General features: G+C 60.0%; 26 protein-coding genes. 12 read left to right on the forward strand and 14 right to left on the reverse strand.

The annotated features are described in order from the left end of the window. Nucleotides 1-36 precede the first annotated feature (36 nt). Entirely contained in the window at nucleotides 37-525 is a 489-nt protein-coding gene (locus QPJ95_RS02885; protein ID WP_270918316.1) for a GNAT family N-acetyltransferase, read from the reverse strand. 84 nt (nucleotides 526-609) lie between these two features. On the opposite strand from QPJ95_RS02885, the gene QPJ95_RS02890 reads away from it, so the two are divergent. Beyond that, nucleotides 610-1,221, forward strand: a complete 612-nt coding sequence (locus QPJ95_RS02890; protein WP_270918317.1) for a flavin reductase family protein — start codon at nucleotides 610-612, stop codon at nucleotides 1,219-1,221. An 85-nt stretch (nucleotides 1,222-1,306) separates the two neighbouring features. On the opposite strand, the gene QPJ95_RS02895 is transcribed toward QPJ95_RS02890, so the two are convergent. Further along, the gene (locus QPJ95_RS02895; RefSeq protein ID WP_270918318.1) at nucleotides 1,307-1,699 is read right to left on the reverse strand and encodes a GFA family protein; all 393 of its coding nucleotides are present in this window, start codon (nucleotides 1,697-1,699) and stop codon (nucleotides 1,307-1,309) included. A 237-nt stretch (nucleotides 1,700-1,936) separates the two neighbouring features. On the opposite strand from QPJ95_RS02895, the gene QPJ95_RS02900 reads away from it, so the two are divergent. Continuing rightward, complete coding sequence (locus QPJ95_RS02900; RefSeq protein ID WP_270918319.1) at nucleotides 1,937-2,584, forward strand: CatB-related O-acetyltransferase; 648 nt, start codon at nucleotides 1,937-1,939, stop codon at nucleotides 2,582-2,584. 139 nt (nucleotides 2,585-2,723) lie between these two features. Here QPJ95_RS02900 and QPJ95_RS02905 read toward each other — a convergent pair whose 3' ends face one another. Next, the gene (locus tag QPJ95_RS02905; RefSeq protein WP_270918320.1) at nucleotides 2,724-4,370 is read right to left on the reverse strand and encodes a SulP family inorganic anion transporter; all 1,647 of its coding nucleotides are present in this window, start codon (nucleotides 4,368-4,370) and stop codon (nucleotides 2,724-2,726) included. Nucleotides 4,371-4,677: 307 nt separating this feature from the next. On the opposite strand from QPJ95_RS02905, the gene QPJ95_RS02910 reads away from it, so the two are divergent. The 5 genes from QPJ95_RS02910 to QPJ95_RS02930 all read left to right on the forward strand — a co-directional run bounded on the left by QPJ95_RS02910 (nucleotide 4,678) and on the right by QPJ95_RS02930 (nucleotide 7,614). Beyond that, the gene (locus QPJ95_RS02910) at nucleotides 4,678-5,556 is read left to right on the forward strand and encodes an S-methyl-5'-thioadenosine phosphorylase (protein WP_270918321.1); all 879 of its coding nucleotides are present in this window, start codon (nucleotides 4,678-4,680) and stop codon (nucleotides 5,554-5,556) included. A gap of 87 nt (nucleotides 5,557-5,643) precedes the next feature. Continuing rightward, a complete protein-coding gene (locus QPJ95_RS02915) occupies nucleotides 5,644-6,273 on the forward strand; it encodes a LysE family translocator (protein WP_270918322.1) in 630 nt (209 codons plus the stop codon). A 103-nt stretch (nucleotides 6,274-6,376) separates the two neighbouring features. Next, complete coding sequence (locus tag QPJ95_RS02920; protein ID WP_270918323.1) at nucleotides 6,377-6,916, forward strand: adenine phosphoribosyltransferase; 540 nt, start codon at nucleotides 6,377-6,379, stop codon at nucleotides 6,914-6,916. Nucleotides 6,917-7,028: 112 nt separating this feature from the next. Next, nucleotides 7,029-7,223 (forward strand): hypothetical protein, encoded by a 195-nt coding sequence (locus QPJ95_RS02925; RefSeq protein WP_270918324.1) that lies wholly within the window; start codon nucleotides 7,029-7,031, stop codon nucleotides 7,221-7,223. Between the two features lie 214 nt (nucleotides 7,224-7,437). Further along, nucleotides 7,438-7,614: a hypothetical protein gene (locus QPJ95_RS02930; protein ID WP_270918325.1), complete on the forward strand. Its 177-nt coding sequence runs from the start codon at nucleotides 7,438-7,440 to the stop codon at nucleotides 7,612-7,614. Nucleotides 7,615-7,651: 37 nt separating this feature from the next. On the opposite strand, the gene QPJ95_RS02935 is transcribed toward QPJ95_RS02930, so the two are convergent. The 10 genes from QPJ95_RS02935 to coxB all read right to left on the reverse strand — a co-directional run bounded on the left by QPJ95_RS02935 (nucleotide 7,652) and on the right by coxB (nucleotide 16,821). Further along, nucleotides 7,652-9,067 (reverse strand): FAD-binding oxidoreductase, encoded by a 1,416-nt coding sequence (locus QPJ95_RS02935; protein WP_270918326.1) that lies wholly within the window; start codon nucleotides 9,065-9,067, stop codon nucleotides 7,652-7,654. Between the two features lie 167 nt (nucleotides 9,068-9,234). Continuing rightward, nucleotides 9,235-9,819 (reverse strand): GNAT family N-acetyltransferase, encoded by a 585-nt coding sequence (locus tag QPJ95_RS02940; RefSeq protein WP_270918327.1) that lies wholly within the window; start codon nucleotides 9,817-9,819, stop codon nucleotides 9,235-9,237. Beyond that, on the reverse strand, nucleotides 9,819-11,081 hold the full coding sequence (locus tag QPJ95_RS02945) for a M16 family metallopeptidase (RefSeq protein ID WP_270918328.1): 1,263 nt from the start codon (nucleotides 11,079-11,081) through the stop codon (nucleotides 9,819-9,821). The genes QPJ95_RS02940 and QPJ95_RS02945 overlap by 1 nt, the downstream gene beginning before the upstream one ends. Further along, nucleotides 11,078-12,466: a threonine synthase gene (thrC, locus tag QPJ95_RS02950; protein WP_270918329.1), complete on the reverse strand. Its 1,389-nt coding sequence runs from the start codon at nucleotides 12,464-12,466 to the stop codon at nucleotides 11,078-11,080. Before thrC ends, QPJ95_RS02945 begins: the two co-directional genes overlap by 4 nt. A gap of 4 nt (nucleotides 12,467-12,470) precedes the next feature. Next, the gene (locus QPJ95_RS02955; protein WP_270918330.1) at nucleotides 12,471-13,148 is read right to left on the reverse strand and encodes an SURF1 family protein; all 678 of its coding nucleotides are present in this window, start codon (nucleotides 13,146-13,148) and stop codon (nucleotides 12,471-12,473) included. A 97-nt stretch (nucleotides 13,149-13,245) separates the two neighbouring features. After that, the gene (locus tag QPJ95_RS02960; protein ID WP_270918331.1) at nucleotides 13,246-14,058 is read right to left on the reverse strand and encodes a cytochrome c oxidase subunit 3; all 813 of its coding nucleotides are present in this window, start codon (nucleotides 14,056-14,058) and stop codon (nucleotides 13,246-13,248) included. A gap of 22 nt (nucleotides 14,059-14,080) precedes the next feature. Further along, nucleotides 14,081-14,668, reverse strand: coding sequence for a cytochrome c oxidase assembly protein (locus QPJ95_RS02965; RefSeq protein ID WP_270918332.1), 588 nt, complete (start codon nucleotides 14,666-14,668; stop codon nucleotides 14,081-14,083). After that, nucleotides 14,668-14,835 (reverse strand): cytochrome C oxidase assembly protein, encoded by a 168-nt coding sequence (locus QPJ95_RS02970; protein WP_270918333.1) that lies wholly within the window; start codon nucleotides 14,833-14,835, stop codon nucleotides 14,668-14,670. Before QPJ95_RS02970 ends, QPJ95_RS02965 begins: the two co-directional genes overlap by 1 nt. A 1-nt stretch (nucleotide 14,836) precedes the next feature. After that, the gene (cyoE, locus tag QPJ95_RS02975) at nucleotides 14,837-15,778 is read right to left on the reverse strand and encodes a heme o synthase (RefSeq protein WP_270918334.1); all 942 of its coding nucleotides are present in this window, start codon (nucleotides 15,776-15,778) and stop codon (nucleotides 14,837-14,839) included. A 131-nt stretch (nucleotides 15,779-15,909) separates the two neighbouring features. Next, nucleotides 15,910-16,821: a cytochrome c oxidase subunit II gene (gene coxB, locus QPJ95_RS02980; RefSeq protein WP_270918335.1), complete on the reverse strand. Its 912-nt coding sequence runs from the start codon at nucleotides 16,819-16,821 to the stop codon at nucleotides 15,910-15,912. Nucleotides 16,822-17,016: 195 nt separating this feature from the next. Between coxB and tldD the strand changes: the two genes are divergently transcribed. From tldD to QPJ95_RS03005, 5 genes are all read left to right on the forward strand, one after another. Next, on the forward strand, nucleotides 17,017-18,438 hold the full coding sequence (gene tldD / locus QPJ95_RS02985; RefSeq protein WP_270918336.1) for a metalloprotease TldD: 1,422 nt from the start codon (nucleotides 17,017-17,019) through the stop codon (nucleotides 18,436-18,438). A gap of 212 nt (nucleotides 18,439-18,650) precedes the next feature. Next, nucleotides 18,651-19,808 (forward strand): DNA-processing protein DprA, encoded by a 1,158-nt coding sequence (dprA, locus tag QPJ95_RS02990; protein ID WP_270918337.1) that lies wholly within the window; start codon nucleotides 18,651-18,653, stop codon nucleotides 19,806-19,808. A gap of 174 nt (nucleotides 19,809-19,982) precedes the next feature. Next, nucleotides 19,983-22,715 carry a type I DNA topoisomerase gene (gene topA / locus QPJ95_RS02995; RefSeq protein WP_270918338.1) on the forward strand — a complete coding sequence of 911 codons (2,733 nt, stop codon included), beginning with the start codon at nucleotides 19,983-19,985 and terminating at the stop codon, nucleotides 22,713-22,715. 244 nt (nucleotides 22,716-22,959) lie between these two features. Then, nucleotides 22,960-23,658: a CoA transferase subunit A gene (locus tag QPJ95_RS03000; RefSeq protein ID WP_270918339.1), complete on the forward strand. Its 699-nt coding sequence runs from the start codon at nucleotides 22,960-22,962 to the stop codon at nucleotides 23,656-23,658. 11 nt (nucleotides 23,659-23,669) lie between these two features. Further along, nucleotides 23,670-24,296 carry a 3-oxoacid CoA-transferase subunit B gene (locus tag QPJ95_RS03005; RefSeq protein WP_270918340.1) on the forward strand — a complete coding sequence of 209 codons (627 nt, stop codon included), beginning with the start codon at nucleotides 23,670-23,672 and terminating at the stop codon, nucleotides 24,294-24,296. A gap of 101 nt (nucleotides 24,297-24,397) precedes the next feature. Here the strand turns inward: QPJ95_RS03005 and QPJ95_RS03010 are convergent, their stop codons facing one another. Beyond that, nucleotides 24,398-24,889 (reverse strand): hypothetical protein, encoded by a 492-nt coding sequence (locus QPJ95_RS03010; protein WP_270918341.1) that lies wholly within the window; start codon nucleotides 24,887-24,889, stop codon nucleotides 24,398-24,400. Between the last annotated feature and the right edge of the window lie 25 nt (nucleotides 24,890-24,914).

The following is a 24,914-nucleotide window of genomic DNA, read 5'->3' on the forward strand; positions in this document are numbered from 1 at the left end:
TCTATCCATCAAACATTGGCCGGTGGCGCGCAAATTTCAACCCTGCCAGCGCCGCACCATGCCAAAAACACCGTCCCAGGCACCAGGTTGCAACGCAAAACCCAGCACCCTGGCTGGGTTTGTGGGGGGCGGCATTTCAACCCCGGCAAGGCGCTCAAAGCCGAACCGCCGGTAATATGGGGCATCGCCCACCAGCAGCACCCGCGCCCAGCCACTGCTTTCAGCCTTGGCCAGAGAATCGCGGATCAGCGAGCCGCCCAGCCCCTCGCCCTGGTGGGTTGGGTGCACCGCAACCGGTCCCAACAGCAGCGCATCTACCTCACCGACATGCACCGGCCAGAAGCGGATCGCGCCGGCCAGAATTTCCAGCTCATCGCGGGCCACCTGGCTGAGCCCCTGAACCGGGGGGATATCGTCCCGCAACCGGTACGACGACAGGGCCTCGCGACCGGGCGCAAAGCACAGATCATACAGCGCCTCGACCTCCCAGCGGTCCTGCGGCTGTTCCGCTATCAGCTCGATCACCGCACATGGCCTCCCGCATCCCAACTCAGACTGGCATTCGCCCTAACACGGGGCTAAGCCTTGGGCAAACACTTGGAGACACGCATGTTCTATCGCCCCGAAGACGGCCACGGGTTGCCCCACAACCCATTCAACGCCATCGTCACCCCGCGCCCCATCGGCTGGATCTCATCCCGCTCAGCCGATGGCGTGAACAATCTGGCCCCCTATTCCTTTTTCAACGCAGTGGCCTATGAGCCACCACAGGTGATGTTCGCCTCAACCAGCGCCAAACCGGATCAGACCGGCACCAAGGACAGCGTCGCCAACATTCTGGAGACCGGCGTGTTCTGCGTGAACATCGTCGAATATGCCATGCGCGACGCGATGAACGCCTCCTCGGCAGCCCTGCCCCGCGAGGATGACGAATTCGTCCACGCAGGACTGGAAACGGTGGAATGCAGCACGATCCCCTGCGCCCGTGTGGCCAATGTGCCCGCCGCACTTGAATGCAAACTGACCAAGGTCATCACCCTACCCGGCGACGCCAACCGTGTGGTTTTTGGTGAGGTGGTCGGCATCCACATGCGCGATGACTGTCTGGTGGGTGGCGCCTTTGACGTCACCCGCTATGTGCCGCTGGCCCGTATGGGATACCGCGATTATTCTGCCGTCCGCGAGGTGTTCAGCCTGACCCGGCCAGACGAGGCCTCGTGAGGCATTCTAGCAGCCCGTCCCAGACTAAAAAAGCGGGCTGCCTACAAACTGGTTCCAACGATCGCTCTTCCATATTCCTAATTATCTATTCATCAGACCGGCCAGTGGCTTCGCGGTCGCGCTGGTACAGTCTCGTTTCCGGGAACGGCGGCAACCAGGTTTCACGATGCTCGGTCCAGCTTTCATAAGTCGGCACAAGTTGATCCGCTGCATCCAGAGCCCCCAAGTGCACTTCAACCTCGTCGCCACTGCGCGCAAAAACGGACGACCCACACTGTGGACAAAAATGTCGTCCAATATAGTCCCGCGTCTCGCCTTCGACCAAAACCGCATCCTGCGGAAACACAGCAGCGGCATAAAACAACGCGCCATGATGCTTGCGACAATCCAGACAATGACAAATGCCAACCCGGTGTGGGCGTCCTGACGCAATAAATCGAACATCGCCGCACATGCAGCCACCGGTGAACTGATCCAAAACTTGTCTCCTCAATAATAACATGCCGGATACATCCGACAAACCATTTCAGCTTTCCCCGCACGGGTAAACCCAACGGCAGGCACAGCGTGCCAAGCTTATACACGTCAAAAGGATCCCTCGGCACAGCTTGCCCCCACACAGAAATTGGGTAATCTAACCTCAACCATGGAGGGCATGATGGACCAGCACCTGTAGCCCACGAAGACTACCACATTTTCCAGTTCAGGAGGCCCCATGCCTTACTCCCTGCCCGACGCAAACAGCGTCCATCCCATTGTCTTGCCTGATGGCCAACCCCACCTTGGCTCTGTTTTTCTGCGCAATGTCATTGATCACCCAAAATTCAAGGTTGGGGATTTCACCTATGCCTCGGATTTTGATCCGCCGCCGGTCGGGGGCTGGGCCAACCGCCTGGCGCCCTATCTGTTTCCCATGTCGCAGGAAACACTGCGGATCGGACGCTACTGCCAGATCGCCCATGGTGTCCGTTTTATCACCTCCAGTGCCAACCACGCCATGGATGGGCTGACTTGCTTCCCCTTTCCGGCGTTCGATCCCGAGCAGAGGATCGGCTTTCAGCCGGATACCCGCGACACGGTGATCGGTCATGATGTCTGGATCGGCTATGGCGCGCTGATCCTGCCCGGCGCCCAAATCGGAAACGGCGCCATTATCGGCGCCGGAGCCGTGGTTCGCGGAACCATCCCGCCCTACGGCGTGGTGACCGGCAATCCCGGTACTGTCAGCCGCTATCGGTTTGCGCAGGCCCAGATCGACAGGCTGCAACAGCTGCAGTGGTGGCACTGGCCAGCAGACAGCATTGCAACAGCCAGGCCTGCTCTGCTCGGCGGTGATCTCGACGCCCTCAACACCCTGAGCTGAAGATCGCTGTTTTGGTGAGAGCCAAGCCCCTCACCCTCAACAGCAAAAAGGGCCGGTCTGAACAAACAGACTGGCCCTTCTACATATTCCAATCAACAAACCTGTGTGCGCCCGCGGGCGCACTCCGTTTTTTCAGGGCTCAATGGCCGCCCAGAATGCCCGTCTTAACCGAGTAATCCGCCGCGATTTCATAATCGGGGTCATCATCACTGTCGACCATCAGATGGCCAGCCTTGGACAGCAATTGGTGACAGTCCCGGCTCAGGTGGCGCAGGGTCAGCGTCTTGCCGGCATCCTCGTAGCGTCCGGCCAGCGCCTCGATCGCCTGCAGGGCCGACTGATCGACCACCCGGCTGCGGACAAAATCAACGATCACCCGATCGGGGTCCGCGTCCACGTCGAACAATTCGGTAAACCCGTCGGTGGAGCCAAAGAACAGCGGGCCTTCGATTTCATAGACCCGCGCGCCCTTGTCACTTTCCGAGTCGCGGATCACCGCGTGAATGCGCCGCGCGTTGTTCCAGGCATAGGCCAGTGCCGAGACAATCACCCCGACCACCACCGCGATGGCGAGATCTTCCATCACCGTCACCACGGTGACCAGCACGATGACAAAGGCGTCCATCAGCGGCACCTTGGTCATGATTTTCATCGAATTCCAGGCAAAGGTGCCGATCACCACCATGAACATCACCCCCACCAGCGCCGCCAGCGGGATCTGTTCGATCAGTCCCGAGGCCGCAACAATGAACAACAGCAGGAACATAGCGGCGGCAATGCCGGCGATGCGGGTGCGACCACCGGATTTGACGTTGATCATCGACTGGCCGATCATCGCACAGCCGCCCATGCCACCAAAGAAGCCGGTCACCACATTCGAGGCCCCCTGCGCGATACATTCCTGACTGGCGCCGCCGCCCCGCTTGCCGGTGATTTCACCCACCAGGTTCAGCGTCAGCAGGCTCTCAATCAGGCCAATCGCCGCCAGAATACCCGAATAGGGCAGAATGATCAGGAAGGTCTCCCAGGTGAAGGGTGCCAGCGCCGTGCCATAGATCCCCACCCCTTCGCCAAAGGGGTTGTGAAAACTCGGCAAACCGCCCTGGATCGAGGCCAGATCTCCGACCCGTGGCACATCCAGTCCAAAGATAATGACGATCGCCGCCACAATGCCAATCCCGGCCAGTGGCGCCGGGATCACCGCGGTGATCTTGGGAGTCCCCCAGATGATCAGCATGGTCAGCCCGACCAGCCCCAGCATCAGATACAATGGCACCCCGGTCAGCCACTCGCTGCCCTCGGTTCCCGGCACTTTGAATTGGGTCAACTGGGCCAGGAAAATCACAATCGCCAGCCCGTTGACAAAGCCCAGCATCACCGGATGCGGCACCAGGCGGATGAATTTGCCCCAGTGCATGATGCCGGCGATGATCTGCAGCGCCCCCATCAGCACCACTGTGGCAAACAGATATTCCACCCCGTGTTCAGCCACCAAAGCCACCATCACAACGGCCAGGGCGCCGGTTGCACCGGAGATCATCCCCGGGCGGCCGCCAAACACAGCGGTAATTAGTCCGACCATAAAGGCCGCATAAAGCCCCACCAGAGGGTGCACCCCGGCGACAAAGGCAAAGGCCACCGCTTCGGGCACCAGCGCCAGTGCGACGGTCAGACCCGATAGCAATTCGGTCCGCACCCGGGCCACTGACCAGCCCTCGTCTTGCATGATAGAGAGATTGGGCGGGGACATGTGATTGGCCAATAAGGCCAGCGCGGCGCGTTTCATCGGGTTACCTGTGTCTTGGGGAATATGTGTTCGCTGCCCGCCCCTAGCGAAAATTCGCCTATGATACAAGGCTGCGCTGCGATGCGCGGCAGGGCGGTGGCGCTTTTGCCGGAGTATTTGGGCTGGCTATTGGGCTGACTGGTGACACAGATTGGGGCGCTGCCCCAAACCCCGGGATATTTAAGGCCAGATGAACATGGGACCCCAAACCGCGCGGTTTACTGTAGTTGTTATACAGGCCCCGCTTGCCAACAGCCCGCCTGCGCGGCACAACAAAAGGTGGAAATTACAAAGCAGGAAGCAGACCATGACCAAACCCACCATGATTGCCGTGATCGGCGGCTCGGGCCTGTATGAGATTGACGGGTTGCAGGACGCCCGGTGGGTTACCGTAGACACCCCCTGGGGCGCGCCGTCGGACCAGATCCTGACCGGGGAACTGGACGGGGTAAAAATGGGGTTTCTGCCGCGTCATGGCCGCGGCCATGTCCATGCGCCCTCGGATGTGCCCTACCGCGCCAATATCGACGCGCTGAAGCGGCTGGGGGCCACGGATGTGATTTCGGTCTCGGCCTGTGGATCGTTCCGCGAGTCCATGGCACCGGGTGATTTTGTTATTGTCGATCAATTCATTGATCGCACGTTCGCGCGGCACAAGAGCTTTTTTGGATCGGGCTGTGTCGCCCATGTCAGCCTGGCCCATCCCACCTGCCCGCGACTGGGAGACGCCTGCGAGACCGCCGCCCGCGCCGCCGGCATCACGGTGCATCGGGGCGGTACCTATCTGGCGATGGAGGGGCCGCAGTTTTCCACCGTGGCCGAGTCGAAGCTGTACCGCGAACAATGGGGCGCCGACGTCATTGGCATGACCAATATGCCCGAGGCCAAACTGGCCCGGGAGGCCGAGCTTTGTTATGCCTCGATTGCCATGGTCACCGATTTTGACAGCTGGCATCCAGATCACGGCGCCGTTGATATCACCGCCATCCTTGCGACCTTGCAGGGCAACTCCAGCAATGGGGCTGACTTGGTGCGCCGCCTGCCCGCACTGCTTGGCGGTGAACGAACTGAATGCCCCCACGGCTGTGACACCGCACTGGAATATGCAATCATGACCGCGCCGGAGAAACGCGACCCGGCGCTGCTGACAAAACTGGATGCGGTGGCTGGGCGCGTGCTGGGTTAGTCTAGGCGAGATATCAGAATTTGGCGTTGACGTAGCTTCAAAGCGCTGTCTTTGCTGTTCCAGAACCACTTAGACAGGATGATTTTTATGGACATGAACCTCTGGCTGACCTTTGTGGCCGCATCTGTGGCCCTACTGATGATCCCCGGACCAACTGTACTGTTAGTTCTCAGCTATGCCCTATCCAAGGGTCGGCAAGTGGCTGTGGCGGCGGCGTTAGGTGTGGCGCTGGGGGACTTCATCGCCATGACCGCATCGCTGGTGGGACTGGGCGCATTGGTGATGGCCTCTGCCACACTGTTTGTGGTTCTGAAATGGGCGGGGGCGGTCTATCTGGTTTGGCTGGGTATCAAGCTGTGGCGCAGTGCCTCGGCAGAAGGCGTAACCGAACTCGCCAACACCCGCGATGTGCAGGCCAAAGGCATCTTTGGCCATACAGCAACCGTGACTGCCTTAAACCCTAAATCCATTGGCTTTTTCATTGCTTTTGTGCCGCAGTTCATCCGCCCCGAAGGAAACCTGGCACCGCAGTTTGCCATTCTGATTGCCACATTTGTGATCTTAGGCGGATTGAATGCGCTGGCCTATGCGCTGCTGGCAGATCGCCTGCGCGGCTGGATCGCCCGCCCTGCCGTCGTGGCCAACCTGACCAAAGGTGGCGGCGTTGCCCTGATTGGCATGGGGCTGACCACGGCGTTTCTACGTCGCCCGGCCTAGGTTCCGGCTTGCATGACAAGCAGACATAAGACAAACCATCTTTGGTCTGGCCGCACGGGTCAGCCCTGCGCCATTTAGAGCCGACCCCCAAAGAGGCCCCACCATGCCAAAGCATACCACCGTCAAAGATTACATCCGCACCATTCCGAATTTCCCGCACAAAGGTATCATGTTCCGCGATGTGACCACTTTATTTGCCGATCCGCGCGGTTTTCGCATGGCGGTGGACCAGATGCTGCATCCCTATGCTGGCATGCGCATCGACAAAGTGGTGGGGCTGGAGGCGCGTGGCTTTATTCTGGGCGGCGCCATTGCCCACCAACTGGGCACCGGTTTTGTGCCCATCCGCAAGCAGGGCAAACTGCCCGGCGCCACCCTGAGCCAAGATTACAAACTGGAATACGGCGAGGCCACCGTCGAGATCCATAAGGATGCGATCCAACCGGGCGAGAAGATCTTGGTGGTCGACGACCTGCTCGCCACCGGCGGCACCGCCGCTGCGGGCATCAAACTGATCGAGCGACTGGGCGGCGACATCGTCTCCTGCTCGTTCATCATCGACCTGCCGGAATTGGGCGGCGGTAAAGTGTTGGAAAGCATGGGCATGGATGTGCATGTCCTGTGTGAATTCGAGGGCGAATAACCTCCCAAATTTGGCGCGAAACGGCTTGCGGGCAGTTTTGCGTCTGACCTAGCCTGTCGCAATGAGCACCCCATCGATACAGGACAGCCGCTAGTCCTGGATCCGCCTGATTATGACCCTGACCATCGCTACGCGGGCCATTGTCAGCATGTTGGCGTTGATTGTGATCCTGCCGACAGTTGAAGTGGAATTTGGCGCGGGTCTGGCCGAGACCGCACTGCCCTATACCCTGACGATGATCGGATTTGCGGTGGCAATCGTGTTATCTGACGATTGGTGGAGCGGGTTGGGGGCACCCTGGCCCTGAACGGTGCCGCCCTGATGATTGCAGCCGGGTTTGCAGTGTCGCATATTGCGTTGGTCTGGGCTATGGGCCGGCAATTGGCGCCGAGAGGCTGTCACTGTACCGCTGGGCGGCGTTGCCAGCCGCATTGTCTCGGGCTTGCTTGCTGGCTGATCGTCTGGCTGATCGTCTGGGGGGGGGGCTGCTGACCCTGCTGGTCGGTTCCATGCTGCACTAATTGGCGCTGTTTTTATACCTGTCCTACGACGGCATGGTCTCGCTCTATATGGTCAGTCTGGTATTTGGCCTGGCTCAGGGTGGCATTGTGCCCAGCTATGCACTGCTGGTGCTGCGGCGCAGCCGTACGGCAGAACGTCGGGGCGAACACCAGGCCGCGACAGCTGCCACGCCGTGACCACCGGTGCGTGCCAGCACGCACCCTACAATTTCAGCTAGACCCGCAGCACGGCGCCGGGGTTCATGATGCCATTGGGATCCAGCGCCTGCTTGATCGCCTGCATCGCCGCCAGCCGGACCGGATCCCCATAGCGCGCGATATCCTCGACCTTGATGCGGCCAACGCCGTGTTCGGCACTGATCGAGCCGCCCATCTCATGTACCAGATCATGCACCGTCCGCTTTACCGCGCCACGTTGAGCCTCATAGTCCGCCCGCGATCGCCCAAACGCGGGGAACACGTTGTAATGCAGGTTGCCATCGCCAAGATGGCCGAAACAGTTGATGCGGAAATCTCCCAGCGCCTCGATCCTCACGCCACCGCGCAGAATAAACTCCGGGATCGCCGACAGCGGCACCGAGATATCATGGCTGGACACCGAGCCGATCAGCCGGTTCGCCTCGGGGATCTGCTCACGCAGCGCCCATAGCTCTTGCCGCTGTGCCTCGGACTGGGCAATCACCCCGTCCAGCGCATGGCCCGCCGTCATCGCCGCCTCAAACAGATCCGCCAGTGCCAGTTCGGGATCCAATCCCCGGGCCAGCCCCAGCTCAACCAACACGCACCATTCCGGTGGCGTCGCAAACGGCTGGCGCACTTGCGGCAATGTCTCCGTCAGAAACTGCAGCCCCTGACGGTGTATCAGCTCAAAGGCACTGATGCCTTCGCCCAGCCGATCTTGTGCCAGTGACAGGATGGCCAGCGCCGCTGCAGGCGAGCTCACCACCAGCAAAGCTGTGCCTGTCGCCGCCGGAATGGGCGACAGTTTCAACGCCGCGGCGGTGATAATACCCAGCGTTCCTTCCGCGCCAATCAGCAGCCCTCGCAGATCATACCCCGTGTTGTCTTTGCGCAGCCGACTCAACCCATGCCAGATGTCGCCACTGGGCAGCACCGCCTCCAAACCAAGACACAATTCCCGGGCATTGCCATAGCGCAGCACATTCACTCCACCGGCATTGGTGGACAAGTTCCCACCAATCTGGGCCGACCCTTCCGAGGCCAGCGACAGCGGGAATAACCGCTCCTCACTCTGCGCTGCAGCCTGCACATCCGCCAGAATGGCTCCTGCTTCGGCCACCAGCACATTCTCCTGGGGATAGACCACACGCACCGCGTTCATTCGCTCCATCGAGATCACCAATGGCGCCGGTCCCGTCCCCATCACCTGACCGCCAACCAGCCCAGTGCCGCCGCCATAAGGCACCACCGGCACGCGGGCGATATTGGCCGCACGCAATAACACCGAGACCTGCTCCGCACTCTGCGGCCGCGCCAGCACTCCGGCCTGACCGCGATAGCGCCCGCGCGGCTCCTCAAGATACCTATGGTCAGCCTCGCCTAATATGCCCGCAGGCAGGTCTGCCTCCAGACCGGCAATAAAATCAGCATCGACAGAGTTCAAATCCATGCTCAATCTCTTTTCATTCCTTTGCGCTCACTCAGCAGTACAGCACATAGAGGCACCCTGAATATAGCGTATAGTCAAAGACCAGCTGCGCAACCCGGGTCCGCGTTTCATCTGGCTAAAAATATCCCGGGGTTTGGGGCAGCGCCCCAAGACAAAGCCCCCAAAAATCATCCCGTCTCAGTCCGCCCTCGGCGGTCACTGCGCAACGAGGCATACAAAACATGAGAACGCCAGCGGCCATTGATCTGCAGATAGGACTGCGCCACGCCTTCATATTTAAAGCCACTGCGCTCCAGCAACCCGCGTGAGGCGGTGTTCTCCGGCAGGCAGGCCGCTTCGATACGGCTGAGATCCAGTTTGGTAAACGCATAATGCACCACCGCCCCAATGGCCTCGCGCATATAGCCCTGACGGGCAAAGGGCAGGCCGGTCCAATAGCCCAGGGTTCCAGCCTGCGCCGGGCCACGGCGGATGTTATCCAGAGTGATCGCCCCGACCAGCACCTGATCCGCGCGGCGGCACAGAAACAGCGGCAGCGCGGTGCCGCCGCTGATCGCCCGCTGGGCCCAGTAGACCCGGTTGGTAAAGGATTTCCGGCTCAGATGATCCTCCGCCCAGTTGGGCTCCCATGGCATCAGATAGGACTGGCTGTCCTGCCGCAAACGGGCCCAGGCATGAAAGTCGGAATGGACCGGCGGCCGCAGGGTCAGCCGCTCGGTCTCAACCCGAACTTTCCGTTTGGACAGCAGCATCAAGCGGTGCGCCTCTCCTGCAACCGGGCCAGGCTGGGGGCCTCTGACACTGGCCCGTACAGGGCCAAAGCCGCCGGGGCCTGGGTCGCCATTGTCTCGGCAAATTCGCGCACATCGCCAGTGGTGACCGCATCAATGCGCGCCACCGTATCCGACAGTGGCGGCACCTTGTCCCAGATCTGCACCAGCCGGGCCAGCCGTTCGGCGCGGTTCGACGGGCTTTCCAGCCCCATCAGCATCCCCGCCTTCATCTGCGCCCGCGCCCGCGCTACTTCTTCCGGGCCCATATCTTCGGCGGCGCGCTTCATTTCGTCGATGGTGATCTCGGCCAGCTCGCCCAGTTGCGAGGCCGAGGTGCCTGCATAGATGGTCACCGAGCCGGTATCGGCATAGGCGCCGGTCTGGGCAAAGATCGAATAGCACAGCCCACGTTTCTCGCGCACCTCCTGGAACAACCGGCTGGACATGCCGCCGCCCAAAGCGCTGGAATAGATCTGCGCGGTATAGATCGCGTCATCGCGGTAGCCGGGGCTTTCAAACGCCAGCGCAAAATGGGCCTGCTCCAGCGATTTCTCATGCCGCGCCTCACCACCGGTAAAGCGGGCCGGTTCCACCAGCTGGCTCTCGCGGGGTTGCATATGGCCAAACAGCTTTTCCGCGGTTTTGACCAGAGCATCATGATCCACCGCTCCCGCCGCCGACAGAATCATCTGGCCGGGGCCGTAATGTTCGCGAACAAAACCAGCCAGATCATCGCGGTTGAAGGCACTGACCCGCTCAGCCGGGCCCAGAATGGTGCGGCCCAGTGGCTGGTTGTGATAGCTTTCTTCCTGCAACCAGTCAAAAATCACATCATCCGGCGTGTCCAGAGACTGACCGATTTCCTGCAGGATCACCCCGCGCTCGATCTCGATCTCTTTGGGATCAAACACCGGGTTCAGCACGATATCGCCAATCACATCCAGTGCCAGCGCCACATCGTCCTGCAGCACCCGCGCGTAATAGGCGGTGACCTCGCGGCTGGTATAGGCGTTGATATAGCCGCCAACATCCTCGATCGCCTCGGCAATTTGCAGCGCCGACCGGGTGGCAGTGCCCTTGAACGCCATGTGCTCCAGAAAATGGGCGATGCCATTTTGCTCAAGCCGCTCATGACGACCGCCCGCAGTTACCCAGATGCCAATGGAGGCGGATTGCAGCCCCGGCATGTTTTCAGAAACGATACGAAAGCCGTTAGACAGCTGGTCTTGTTGAACAGTCACTTGGAGATGTGCTTTCTGATGTGCTCTTCGAGAGTCGTTAGGTCGTTGGCGATCCGGGTCACCCGCTCAGATCTGTCATACAGATCCGACATCTGTGTGGGAAGAGGCGGATGAATGCCACAGGCATCTTTCACCGCAGCCGGAAACTTGGCCGGATGCGCGGTGGCCAGCGTCACCATTGGCACGGCCGGATTGCGGTGTTCGCCGGCCACCTTGACCCCAATGGCCCCATGCGGGCACAACAGATCGCCACTGGCCGCCAGCTGAGCCTTGATGGTGGCCAGGGTTTCGGCCTCGGAACAGCGGCCCGAGTCATATGTTTCGCTCAGCGCCTGAAGGGCGCCCTGCGAGACATCAAAGCCACCAGAGGCCAACTCGTCCATCAACTGCGCCACCGCGCCGCTGTCGCGCCCGTAGGCAAAATACAAGGCGCGCTCAAAATTCGACGAGACCTGAATATCCATCGAGGGCGAGATCGACGGGATGGTTTCACCCTTGTAGTACCCCTGCCCGTCCAGACAGCGGTGCAGGATGTCATTCTGGTTGGTGGCCACCACCAGCTGATCAATCGGCAGCCCCATTTGCTTGGCAATATAACCGGCAAAGATGTCGCCGAAGTTCCCGGTGGGAACGGTAAAGCTGATCTTGCGATGCGGCGCGCCCAGCGACACGGCGGACGAGAAGTAATAAACCACCTGCGCCAAAACGCGGGCGATGTTGATCGAGTTGACCCCGGCCAGTTTCACCCCGTCACGGAAATCGAAATCGTTGAACATGTCTTTGACCCGCGCCTGGCACTCGTCAAAATCCCCGTCCAGCGCCAGCGCATGGACGTTGGCCTCCGCAGGCGTGCTCATCTGGCGGCGCTGCACCTCGGAGACCCGGCCATGCGGGTACAGGATGAACACATCGACATTGCTCAGGCCCTTGAAGGCCTCAATTGCGGCAGAGCCGGTATCGCCTGAGGTGGCACCAACAATGGTCACCCGCTCACCCCGCCTGGCCAGCGCGCTTTGGAACAGCTGACCGATCAGCTGCATGGCAAAATCCTTGAACGCCAGCGTCGGGCCGTGGAACAGCTCCAGCAGGAAATGGTTTGGCGCCAATTGCTTCAGCGGCGCCTGGGCGGCATGGTCGAAACCGGCATAGGCCTTGGCGATGATGTCGCGGAATTCGTCGTCGGTGAAACAATCCCCCAGGAATGGCCGCATCACCCGAAAGGTGGTCTCTTCATAGCTCAACCCCGACAGCGCCGCGATGTCATCGTGGCTCATCTGAGGGATCTCGGCAGGCACGTACAGTCCGCCATCACGAGCCAGCCCGGTCAGCATCGCCTCTTCAAAACTCAGCTCGGGCGCCTGCCCACGGGTGGAGATGTATTTCATCGCTTCAGCTTTCAGTTTTGGCGCGCGGGCGCCATAGGAAGTAGGCAGTCATCGCGGCCCAGATCAGGGCCAGCGAAAACCAGGTGATCGCATATTGCAAGTGGTCATTGGGGATTGAGGCAGAGTTGATTGGCATCGGCAGGACAGAACTGCCATTAATCGGATGGCCATTCAGCACCACCAGGATTGGCAGGCTGTCCAGTGCAGCAGCCATTGCCACCACATCCCGCGCATACCAGATGTTATTGGCTGTGTCGGCGGCTGGGGTGTAGCTGTCGGTCTCATCGGGCCAGTGCAGATTGCCGATCAGCTCGGCCTTGCCGGTGTTGCGCGTTGACTTCTTCGCAGCGGCCCGAATAAAGCCGCGGTCCACCAGTATCCGGCGGCCATCTTCGGTGACGAAGGGCACAATGACCCGAAAGCCCGGCCCCAGTTCGCGGGTTGAGATCAGCACAAGCAGCTCGCCCGCCGCCATCTCGCCCAGCAGACGGACGGGCCGGTATTTATCTGCCAGAGGATCCGGATTTAACGGCAGTGCGACGGGTTCGGCGACAACACGGGCGTCAATGATGTCCAGGATCTGCTGCTTCCAGGCCATGCGCTGCACCTGCCACGCCCCCAGGCTCAGCAAGACAACAAGCCCGGCCAGGCCAACCACCAGTAAGAAAATCAGCCGCCGCATCACAGCCTCCCGTCAACGCAAAAGCGCGCGGAGCATCCCCCGCGCGCTGTGCTTGATACGCTGTGTCTGCGGTTTTTCAACCGCAAACATGTATCCCTTACATTCCGGCAGTGCCCCAGAGGTACACGGCAAAGAACAGGAACAGCCAAACAACATCCACAAAGTGCCAGTACCAGGCAGCGGTTTCAAAGCCGACGTGCTGTTCGGGGGTAAAGGCGCCCTTCATGGCGCGGATCAGACAGACCGCCAGAAAGATGGTCCCCAGCAGCACGTGGAAACCGTGAAAGCCAGTGGCCATGAAGAAGTTCGAGTAGAAGATATCGCCACCAAACTCCCAGCCATCATGGGCCAGCAGCTGATAGTACTCGTAGCCCTGCAGGCCGGTGAAGGCGATGCCAAAGGCAATACCGATGGCCAGACCCTGAACCAGCGACTTGCGGTCATTGTCATGCACCAGCGCATGGTGCGCCCAGGTGACGGCACAGCCCGACAGCAGCAGGATCAGCGTGTTGATCAGCGGCAGGTGCAGCGGGTCAACGATATGGATGGCCGGCTGGATATATTCGGTGCCGATATAGTCCTGCATTGGATAGATCGCGTGTTTGAAGAACGACCAGAACCAGGCAAAGAAGAACATCACTTCGGACATCACAAACAGGATGAAGCCATAGCGAAGGCCGATTCGCACCACGGTGGTGTGATCGCCGATGTTGCTTTCAACGGTCACTTCGGACCACCAGGCAAACATGGTGTAGAGCACACCAAGCAGGCCGCCCCAGAACATCCATGCCGTAATGCCGTGCATCCAGAGCACGGCACCGAACAGCATGACAAAGCCAAACAACGCGCCCAAGAATGGCAGAATTGACGGTGGAAGAATATGATAATCGTGATTTTTAGCGTGCGCCATTTAAGTGTCCCTCACCTGCCGGCTAGTTCATGTTGGTTTCTGCCCCGGTGTTTTCACCGGGCTCAAGGGCGGCATAACCCTCGGGCAGATCTACTTCGTAAAATGTGTACGACAGCGTTATCGTATGCACGTATTTGCCGTCCCGGTCGTCTACGATTTCCGGGTCGACATAAAAGGTCACGGGCATCTGAACCCGCTCACCTGGTTCCAGAATCTGCTCCTCAAAGCAGAAACACTGAATTTTCTCAAAAAAGCCACCCGCCGAATAGGGCGTGACATTATAGGCGGCGGCGCCGGCCACCGGCCGGTTGGTTGGATTGTAGGCCTCGTAAAAGGCCAGTCCGGTCTCACCGATCTTCAGCTCCATTTCGCGCACCACCGGTTTGAACTCCCACGGCATGTCACGCTCTTTGGAGGCATCAAAGCGGATGGTGATGGTTTGATCCAGCACCGTGTCGGAATCGGTCAGGGCAATGCCGGTGACGCCGCCAAATCCGGTGACCCGGCAGAACCAGTCATAGAACGGCACCGAGGCCCAGGCCAACGCGCCCATCACCACGACAACGCCCACCAGCTGGGCCGCCGTTTTCTGAGGAGCGTCCAGCGCCATCAGTTCTGCTCTGCCGCGCGGGCCTGCGGGAACTTGAAGTCATCTGATGTCACCTTGACGATGGTCAGGGCCAGCACCAGCACCACAAAGGCGGCCAGCGACAGGCCGACGCCCATATTGCGGCCCAAACGACGTCGGTGCAGTTCATGTTGCGGCTTAAAGCTCATATCACCAGCCTCCCAGTCCAAAAGGTTTCAGCAGGGCCTCGGTCAGAATGGCCCCGAAATGCAGGAAGAGATAGAGCAGCGACAGCTTGAAGAAGCTCCGCTCAACCTTGAAGTTGTCGCGCTCAGAATCATCCTCGTCGCGGCGACAGATCTTCCAGGCGCCGTGCAGGAACAAGGCGTTCAGCACCAGCGATACCGCCAGATAGATCGGTCCGCCAACCCCCGAGAAGGCCGTGCCAACGGCCAGCAGCGCCAGCAGAATGGTATAGACCAGAATATGCACGCGGGTGGTGCGACGACCGTGGGTTACCGTCAGCATCGGCACCCCGGCATCGTCGTAGTCATTGCGCATGAACAGCGCCAGCGCCCAGAAGTGCGGCGGCGTCCAAATGAAGGTCAGGGCAAACATCAGCCAGGGCTCGATCGACATGGTTCCGGTTGCTGCGATCCAGCCGATCACCGGCGGAAAGGCCCCGGCGGCGCCGCCAATAACGATGTTCTGCGGCGTCAGTCGCTTCAGCCACATGGTGTAGACGACAACGTAGAAGAAGATGGTAAAGGCCAGAAACGCACCGGCCAGCAGATTGGTGGCCAGCGCCAGCATGATCACCGACAGGCCCGACAGCGCCAGACCCAGGCTCAGCGCCTCGCCGGCCTCAACCTTGCCAGCGGGAATCGGACGGCCCTTGGTGCGCTTCATCACTTTGTCGATATCGGCATCCCACCACATGTTCAGCGCGCCAGACGCGCCGCCGCCAATGGCGATGAACAGGATGGCGCAAAAGCCGATGACCGGGTGAACCGTGACCGGAGCTGCCAGCAGGCCAACCAGCGCGGTAAACACCACAAGCGACATCACCCGCGGTTTCAGCAGGGCAAAATAATCACCAAAGCTGGCCTCATCCTCGCGGAGGATGCTGGCCTGAATGCTTGCGTCGCTCATGTTTGGTCCATTTGTTTTCTGGCTGCGCTTCATACACGTAGCCTAGGGCAGTTTAGAAATCAGGCAAGGCGCGGATTACATCGCGCCTTGTTTTGGTAACGAGTAGGATGCCATCTCAGCACCCGCCAATCTTAGTTCGTCAGAAATCTTTCGACTTCAACGTAATCATCGGCGTCTTTGTTGGCTGCGATCCAAGCGTCATAGGCGGCTACGGAAACCACTTTGACAGTGATTGGCATATAGGCGTGATCCTTGCCGCAGAGCTCGGAACACTGGCCAAAATACACGCCTTCCACGTCGGCGCTGAACCACAGTTCAGCCAGACGGCCGGGAACGCCATCTTGCTTGACCGCAAAGGCAGGCATCGCCCAGGAGTGGATCACGTCGGCACCGGTCACCTGCATCACAACGGTTTTACCAACCGGAACGACGACGGCGGTGTCGGTCGCCAGCAAAAATTCGTCCTCGTTATATCCCGCATCTGTCAACTTGGCGCGCATCGCATCGGTCAGCACAAAGGCCGTCACATCCGCATCTGCGGCCCGTAGATCTGGCTCGATGGTCGCAGGGTGACCAAGCATGTAGCTATCAAACGCAAAATCGTGATCGACATACTCATAGCCCCAATACCACTGGTAGCCAGTCACCTTGATGGTGATGTCCGCCTTGGGGATTTCCTGCTGGTTGAACAGCTGCGGCAATGAGAACGAGCCGATGAACACCAGAATCACAATCGGCACCAGCGTCCAGGCGATCTCGACCGGGGTGTGATGGGTAAAGGTGGAGGGTGTCGGGTTGGCACGGCGGTTAAAGCGCAGGATCACATAGAGCATCAGCGCGGCAACAAACAGGGTGACTGCGGTGATGACGATTAGAATCATCCAGTCCAGCGACTGCATGCCCCGCGCCAGTTCGGTGGCGGCCGGCTGAAAATCAAGGCCCCTTGGAATCGGTTTGCCAATGGTCTCCAGACCATTCTGAGCCATGGCGGGCAGGCTCGACAGGCCCACAAGAAGGCCCGAAAGCTTAAAAGCGTTCTTCATATTTTGTCCTGATCGTTTGATCGCGTTGTTCCTCGCGCCGCCACATTCAATCAGGAATCTTTGATTCCAGAAAACGCATCGGCCCCGTTGTCTTTGTTGACGGTAGAAATCATATTCCACGCGACAGATAAAGAGTTATGCTTGCGTCAAATGGGCGCTTTCTTGATTTAGATCAAAAAAAATGAGGTCCACACCATGGAAAACGCGCCTTTTCGACCTTTTGAAACCGCCCTGCCGGCGGATGAGGCATTGAACGTGCTGAAATCTGCTCTCGCCGGGGCTGATGATGGCGAGATATTCGCCGAGCGCCGCAAGTCCGAAACCCTGGTCTTTGATGATGGCCGCCTGCGCAGCGCCAGCTATGATGCCTCCGAAGGCTTTGGACTGCGCGCCATCAACGGCGAGGTCGCCGGTTATGCCCATTCAACCGATGTTTCCATCGCCGCGCTCAAGCGGGCAGCGGAGACCGCGCGTCTGGCGGTGGGCGATGGCGGCGGCACTCTGGCGGATGCGCCCAGCGCCACCAACCGCAAGCTCTATACCGACGAGGACCCGATCGGTGCGATGCCCTTTGCCGTCAAGATCGAAACCCTGCGCGACATCGACGCCTTTTCACGTGATCTGGATCAAAGGGTGGTGCAGGTCTCGGCTGTTTTGGCGGCCTCGCTGCAAGAAGTGGAGATTTTGCGGGCCGACGGGGTTCTGGTGCGCGATGTGCGGCCGATGACCCGGCTGAATGTCTCGGTCATCGTGGAACAAAACGGCCGCCGCGAAAGCGGCTCGGCGGGGGGCGGCGGACGGGTCGGTCTGGACGGGTTGGTCAATCCTGTGGACTGGCAGGCCAAGGCACGCGAGGCGCTGCGGATCGCCCTGGTCAATCTGGAGGCAGTGCCCGCCCCTGCCGGGGTGATGGAAGTGGCACTGGGGCCTGGCTGGCCGGGCATTTTGCTGCACGAAGCCATTGGTCATGGTCTGGAGGGCGACTTTAACCGCAAGGGCAGCTCTGCCTTTGCTGGCCTGATGGGCCAGCGTATCGCCGCCAAGGGCGTCACCGTGCTGGATGACGGCACCCTGCCCGATCGTCGCGGCTCGACCACCATCGACGACGAGGGCACCCCGTCGCAGGCCACCACGCTAATCGAAGACGGTATTCTGGTCGGCTATATGCAGGACCGCCAAAACGCCCGCCTCATGGGGGTGACCCCAACCGGCAACGGACGCCGCCAGAGCTATGCCCATGCGCCAATGCCGCGGATGACCAATACATATATGATGGGTGGCGAGGCCGATCCGGCGGATCTGGTGGCGGATATCAAGGATGGAATCTGGGCGGTTGGTTTTGGCGGCGGTCAGGTCGACATTACCAATGGCAAGTTCGTGTTCTCCTGCACCGAGGCCTACCGGGTGGTGAACGGCAAGGTGGGGGCACCTGTGAAAGGCGCCACCCTGATTGGCGACGGCGCCACCGCGCTGCACCAGATTCGCGCCCTCGGCAACGACATGTCACTGGACCCCGGCATGGGCAATTGCGGCAAGGCCGGGCAATGGGTGCCCGTCGGCGTTGGCCAGCCAACCGTATTGATGAACGGGCTGACCGTTGGCGGCGCCGCCGCCTAGCGCATCTCCCGGCGCAGAAACCGGAAAACCTGCGCAAAAAATGCTGTCACGGCGCCGTCGGTTTGCACCCTGCTTACACCGTGACAGCGAAATTCTCTTTATTATTATATATTTGAATGGTTTTTAGCAAATTTTCTGAAAATTGGACCCTGTTCACCATCTGTTAACCGCCTTCGCGTTAGACATAGTTCAGCAAGCAGGCGGAGCGACGGATGACCGAAGAATACACTTCTTCCACTCACCCCCCACTCCCACCCACCACGGAAGATATTCGTTATTCCTGGCTTCGTCTGTTGCGTTCTCGCAGGGTTGGTTCGGTGACCTTTCACCGCCTGATCGCCGAGTATGGTTCAGCGCAGAATGCGCTGGCCGCGTTGCCTAAAGTGGCACGCAACGCAGGAGTAAAAGGGTATAAAATATGCCCCGCCCCTGTGGTTGACGCCGAAATCAAGGCCGCAAAAGCCGCTAAAGCGCGGCTTTTGTGCCTTGGCGACGTCGCCTACCCGTCGCAACTGGCAGCCCTGAAAGATGCGCCGCCGCTGTTGTGGACACGCGGTGATCTCAGCCTATTGCAGCACCCCATTATTGCCTTGGTTGGGGCCCGGAATGCCTCGTCTCTTGGCATCCGCATGGCACGCGCCCTGGCCCGTGAGCTTGGCGCGCAGGGATATATTGTGGTTTCAGGCCTGGCCCGCGGCGTCGATACAGCCGCCCATCTCGCAGCCCTAAAAAGCGGCACCATCGCCGTGATGGCCGGCGGGGTGGATGTGATTTATCCGGCGGAAAACACCAGCCTGGCCAGCGACATTGTCCAACAGGGCCTGTTGCTCTCGGAACAGCCCATGGGCCTGGCGCCGCAGGGCCGCCATTTCCCCCGCCGCAACCGCATCATCTCGGGGCTGGCCAGTGCCGTGGTTGTGGTCGAGGCGGCGGCCAAGTCCGGCAGCCTGATCACCGCCCGCGACGCATTGGATCAGGGCCGCGAGGTTCTGGCTGTCCCCGGCCACCCGTTTGACGCCCGCGCCAGTGGCTGCAACATGCTGATCCGGGACGGCGCGCAGCTGGTGCGCAACGCCGAGGATGTCATCGCGGCGCTGCCCACAGGCCTAGGCTCATCCCCCCCCGCACAACAGCAGCTGCAACTGGACGAGCCACCGCCGCCGCCACAACGGCGCAGCCTGCGTGAAACAGCCGCCCTGCACCAGGAAATCCTGTCGCGCCTTGGCCCCTCTCCCACCGCCGAGGATCAGTTGATTCGCGACCTCTGCGCCGCAACCCGCGATGTCTCCCCCGCCCTGACCGAGCTGGAACTGGAGGGCGAGATCATTCGCCAACCCGGCGGCATGTTGTCCCGTGGCCCCGGTCGCTAACATCCCCTGGCCCGGCAACAGTCAGCCGCCGCAAAGCGGCTCAGCCGCCGTTTCTGGTCGTCAAAACTGCCGTCAAACCGGCGCCCAAACTCGCGGATTGACAATCCCCTCTTGCGCCCCACATCCTCCCCGGCCATAGAACGTGCCGTGTCCGCCCCATAAGGTTAAGCTTAAATGCCCGTAGTTGTTGTAGAATCCCCTGCCAAAGCAAAAACGATCAATAAATATCTCGGCTCAAACTACACCGTTTTGGCATCTTATGGCCACGTGCGCGACCTTCCGCCTAAGAATGGTTCGGTCGATACCGACAATGATTTCGAAATGACATGGGAGGTCGGGGCCGACAGCCGCAAACATATGAAGGCCATTGCCGACGCCCTGAAAGAAGACAACGCACTGATCCTCGCGACTGACCCCGACCGCGAGGGAGAGGCGATCAGCTGGCACCTGCAAGAGGCGCTGACCAAACGGCGTTCGATCAAGAAGGACACCCCGGTCAGCCGGGTCACGTTTAATGCCATCACCAAGGACGCCGTGCTCGAGGCGATGGCCAATCCGCGTCAGGTCGACATGCCGCTGGTCGAGGCCTATCTGGCGCGGCGGGCGCTGGACTATCTGGTCGGCTTCAACCTGTCGCCAGTGCTGTGGCGCAAGCTGCCCGGCGCCAAATCGGCTGGCCGGGTGCAATCGGTATGTCTACGCCTGATTGTTGAGCGCGAGATGGAAATTGAGGCGTTTAATCCGCAGGAATACTGGTCGGTGCGCGCCCTTCTGACCACCCCGCGTGGCCAGGAGTTCGAGACCCGCCTGACGGTTCTGGGCGGCGACAAGCTGGACAAATTCAGCCTCGCCAATTCTACCGCCGCCGAACTGGCAGTGCAGGCCGTCGCCAGTCGCGACCTGATGGTCCAGTCGGTTGAGGCCAAGCCAGCCGCGCGCAACCCCTCGGCGCCTTTCATGACCTCGACCCTGCAACAGGAAGCCAGCCGTAAATTCGGCATGGGCGCCAAGCAAACCATGAGCACCGCCCAGCGTCTCTATGAGGCCGGGTACATTACCTATATGCGGACCGACGGCATCGACATGGCCCCCGAGGCGGTGACCGAAGCGCGGGCGGAAATCGACAAACGCTATGGCAGTTCTTATGTGCCCGACAGCCCGCGGGTCTACAAGAACAAGGCCAAGAACGCCCAGGAAGCCCACGAGTGTATCCGCCCCACCGAAATGGGCCGCGATGCCGCCAGCCTCAAAGTCACCGAGCCCGACCAGCGCAAGCTCTATGACCTGATCTGGAAACGCACCCTGGCCTGCCAGATGGCCAGCGCCAGACTGGAGCGCACCACTGTCGATGTCGGCTCCAATGATCGCCAGGTGGTGCTGCGCGCCACCGGTCAGGTGGTGCTGTTCGACGGTTTCATGCGGGTCTATGAAGAAGGCCGCGATGATGTGGTCCAGGATGACGACGACAAGCGCCTGCCGCAGATCATGATGGGCGAGACGGCGAAATTTGCCGATACCGCGCTGACGCCTCAGTTCAACAAGGCGGCCAAGGATGGCGCCGCGACAACCCAAAGCGGCGATCTGCGCAGCAATGGCGCGGCGCTGCTGTCGCAGAATGAATCGGTGCTGGCGCTGCAACACCACACCGCACCGCCACCCCGCTATACCGAGGCGACACTGGTCAAAAAGATGGAAGAGCTGGGCATCGGCCGCCCCTCGACCTATGCCAGTGTGATCACCACCATCCAGGACCGCGAATACGTTCGCAAAGAACAGAACCGGCTGCACCCCGAAGACAAGGGCCGCATCGTCACCATCTTCCTGCTCAATTTCTTCCGCAACTACGTCGGCTACAACTTTACCGCCGATCTGGAAAACCAGCTCGATGAGGTCAGCGCCGGCAATGGCGACTACAAGGCACTGCTGGCCAGCTTCTGGCGTGACTTCTCGGCGGCAATTTCCGAAACCTCGGACCTGCGCATCTCCGAAGTGCTCGACGTGCTCGACGATGCATTGGCACCGCAATTATACCCGCCGCGCGAAGATGGCACTGATCCGCGTGCCTGCCCCAAGTGCGGACTGGGCCAATTGCACCTGAAATCCTCGCGCACCGGCGGCTTCGTCGGCTGCGGCAACTATCCCGAATGCAACTATACCCGACCGATCTCCGGCGAAGGCGCCGAAGGCTATGAACGTGTATTGGGTGAGGATGACGGCGACGAAATCCATCTGAAATCCGGCCGTTTCGGACCCTACGTCCAGCGCGGTGAACCGACACCAGAAGTCAAGAAGCCGCCACGCTCCTCGCTGCCGAAACAGAACAAAGACTACCTGCCCGGCTGGGGGCCAAATGAGGTCACCCTGGAACAGGCTGTCACCCTGCTGACCCTGCCACGCGAAATTGGCCAGCACCCTGAAGGCGGCGCCGTTGCCTCTAACCTGGGTCGCTTCGGCCCCTACATCATGCATCAACTGCCAGATGAGGAAAAACCGGTCTACGTGAACCTTAAGAATACCCTGGACGTTTTTGAGGTTGGCATGAACCACGCGATGGAAATGCTGGCCGAAAAACGCGCCAATCCGGGCCGCGGTGGTCGGGCCGCTGCCAAGGCGCTAAAGGAACTTGGCGATCATCCAGACGGCGGCGGCGCCGTCGTTATCATGGACGGTAAATATGGCCCTTACATCAAATGGGAAAAGGTCAACGCCACCCTCCCCAAAGATGTCGAGGTCAAGGATGTCACCATGGACATGGCCGTGCAGCTGATCACTGAAAAGTCTGGCAAGAAGCCAACAAAGAAAAAAGCCGCCCCCAAGAAAAAGCCAGCCGCCAAAAAGAAACCCGCCGCCAAGAAAAAAGCACCCGCAAAAAAAGCCCCGGCAAAAAAGGCCGCTGCCAAAGACTAGAGAAAACCGCCAGGTCCGCATTCATCTGGCCCCAAATATCCCGGGGAGCGCGAGGGGCAGGCCCCTCGCTCTTTTCACTGGGCGGGCGGGCCGCCCCCTCGTGCCTTTCTTCCGAGTGGAAAGCCCCTTCGCTCTTTTTTCTATAAACCACCTAAGTACTAATACTCAGTAGCCTCAGTATTGTTGACAGCCCCCCGCCTCAGCGTCAGAACCCTTGCAAAAGGAACGTTGCAGGGAGTTTTTGATGAAAAAGATCTACACCAATGCCACTGAGGCGCTCGACGGGCTGCTTCATGACGGCATGTTCATTGCGGCAGGTGGCTTTGGCCTCTGCGGCATTCCGGAATTGCTGCTGGACGCCATCAAAGACGCCGGCACCAAGGATCTGACCTTTGCCTCCAACAACGCCGGCGTGGATGATTTTGGCATCGGCATCCTGCTGCAGACCAAACAGGTCAAAAAGATGATCTCGTCTTACGTGGGTGAGAACGCCGAATTCATGCGCCAGTACCTGAGCGGCGAGCTGGAACTGGAATTCAACCCGCAGGGCACCCTGGCCGAACGGATGCGGGCCGGCGGCGCTGGCATCCCTGGCTTCTACACCAAAACCGGTGTTGGCACGGTGATCGCCGAGGGCAAGGACCACCGCGACTTTAACGGTGAGACCTATATCATGGAAGAAGGCATGGTTGCCGATCTGGCCATCATCAAAGCCTGGAAGGCCGACGCGACCGGCAATCTGGTGTTCCGCAAGACCGCCCGCAACTTCAACGCCCCGGCCGCCACCTGCGGCAAGGTCTGCGTGGTTGAGGTGGAAGAGATCGTGCCAACCGGCTCGCTGGACCCCGATACCATCCACCTGCCCGGCATCTATGTGCACCGGATCATTCAGGGCACCCACGAAAAGCGCATCGAACAGCGCACCACCCGGCCAGCGGCATAAGGAGAGCGAACATGTGGGATCGTAACCAAATGGCGGCGCGGGCCGCCCAAGAGCTGCAGGACGGCTGGTATGTAAACCTCGGCATCGGCATTCCGACGCTGGTGTCCAACTATATCCCCGAGGGCATCGAGGTCACTCTGCAGTCGGAAAACGGCATGCTGGGCATGGGCCCCTTCCCGATTGAAGGCGATGAGGACGCGGATCTGATCAACGCCGGCAAACAGACCATCACCGAGCTGCCGCAGACCGCCTATTTCGACTCGGCACAAAGCTTTGCGATGATCCGCGGCGGCAAGATCGCCATGGCGATTCTGGGCGCCATGGAAGTGGCTGAAAACGGCGATCTGGCAAACTGGATGATTCCCGGCAAGCTGGTCAAAGGCATGGGCGGCGCCATGGATCTGGTGGCCGGCGTGGGCCGTGTTGTGGTGGTGATGGATCACACCAACAAGCACGGTGTCTCCAAGCTGCTGAAAGACTGCACTCTGCCACTGACCGGCAAGGCGGTGGTTGATCGCATCATCACCAACCTCGGCGTTCTGGACGTGGTGACAGGCGGCTTGAAGATCGTCGAAACCGCCGACGGCGTGACTGAGGCCGAGCTGCGCGCCGCCACCGAGGCCACAATCGTCGGTTAATGCACGTAGACATCTTACCGATAAATAAGCAGGCCCGCCCTTATTGGAGCGGGCCTGTTGCGTGAAAAACCGATCGGGATCTGGCAGAATTGCGTTTCAACCTAGCTAAGCCCTACCCCGATGCTCTCTCCGTCTCCTACACGGGATCTGGGTCGCAGAGTCTTATATACTGCCCCAGTCTGGGGGTTGAGCAGCTCCCACATGTAAACCTTGCTATCGAACCAGTTGACCGAAATTTCCCGGCCCCCTTCGAACACGATGACACAGTATTTGCTGCCCGAAAGATCACAGGAATCACGCTGCAGGACATAGATATTGAAAGGGTCCATCGTGTTTCGTTGTATCAGGTGCACCGCCTTGTCCAGTTTGCCAGTCACCACAAGGGCACCGACAAACATCGCAATACTCGTAGCAATCAGCCCAAGACCTGAAAAATTGCGCAAAGGGTTGGCTTCTTTTATGGACGACCCAAAGGACACAAAAACAAGCCGCCCTATGAAACCTGCAAGGGCAATCAGACCAACGATGATGCCCGGCCCTATCAGTCCCTGTATTCCCGAGGTCAAAGACGAAATATCAATCCCAATTTCCAAATCACTCTCCCAAAAATGCAACTTT

The organism is Parasedimentitalea psychrophila, assembly GCF_030285785.1.
GTDB classification, from domain to species: domain Bacteria; phylum Pseudomonadota; class Alphaproteobacteria; order Rhodobacterales; family Rhodobacteraceae; genus Parasedimentitalea; species Parasedimentitalea psychrophila.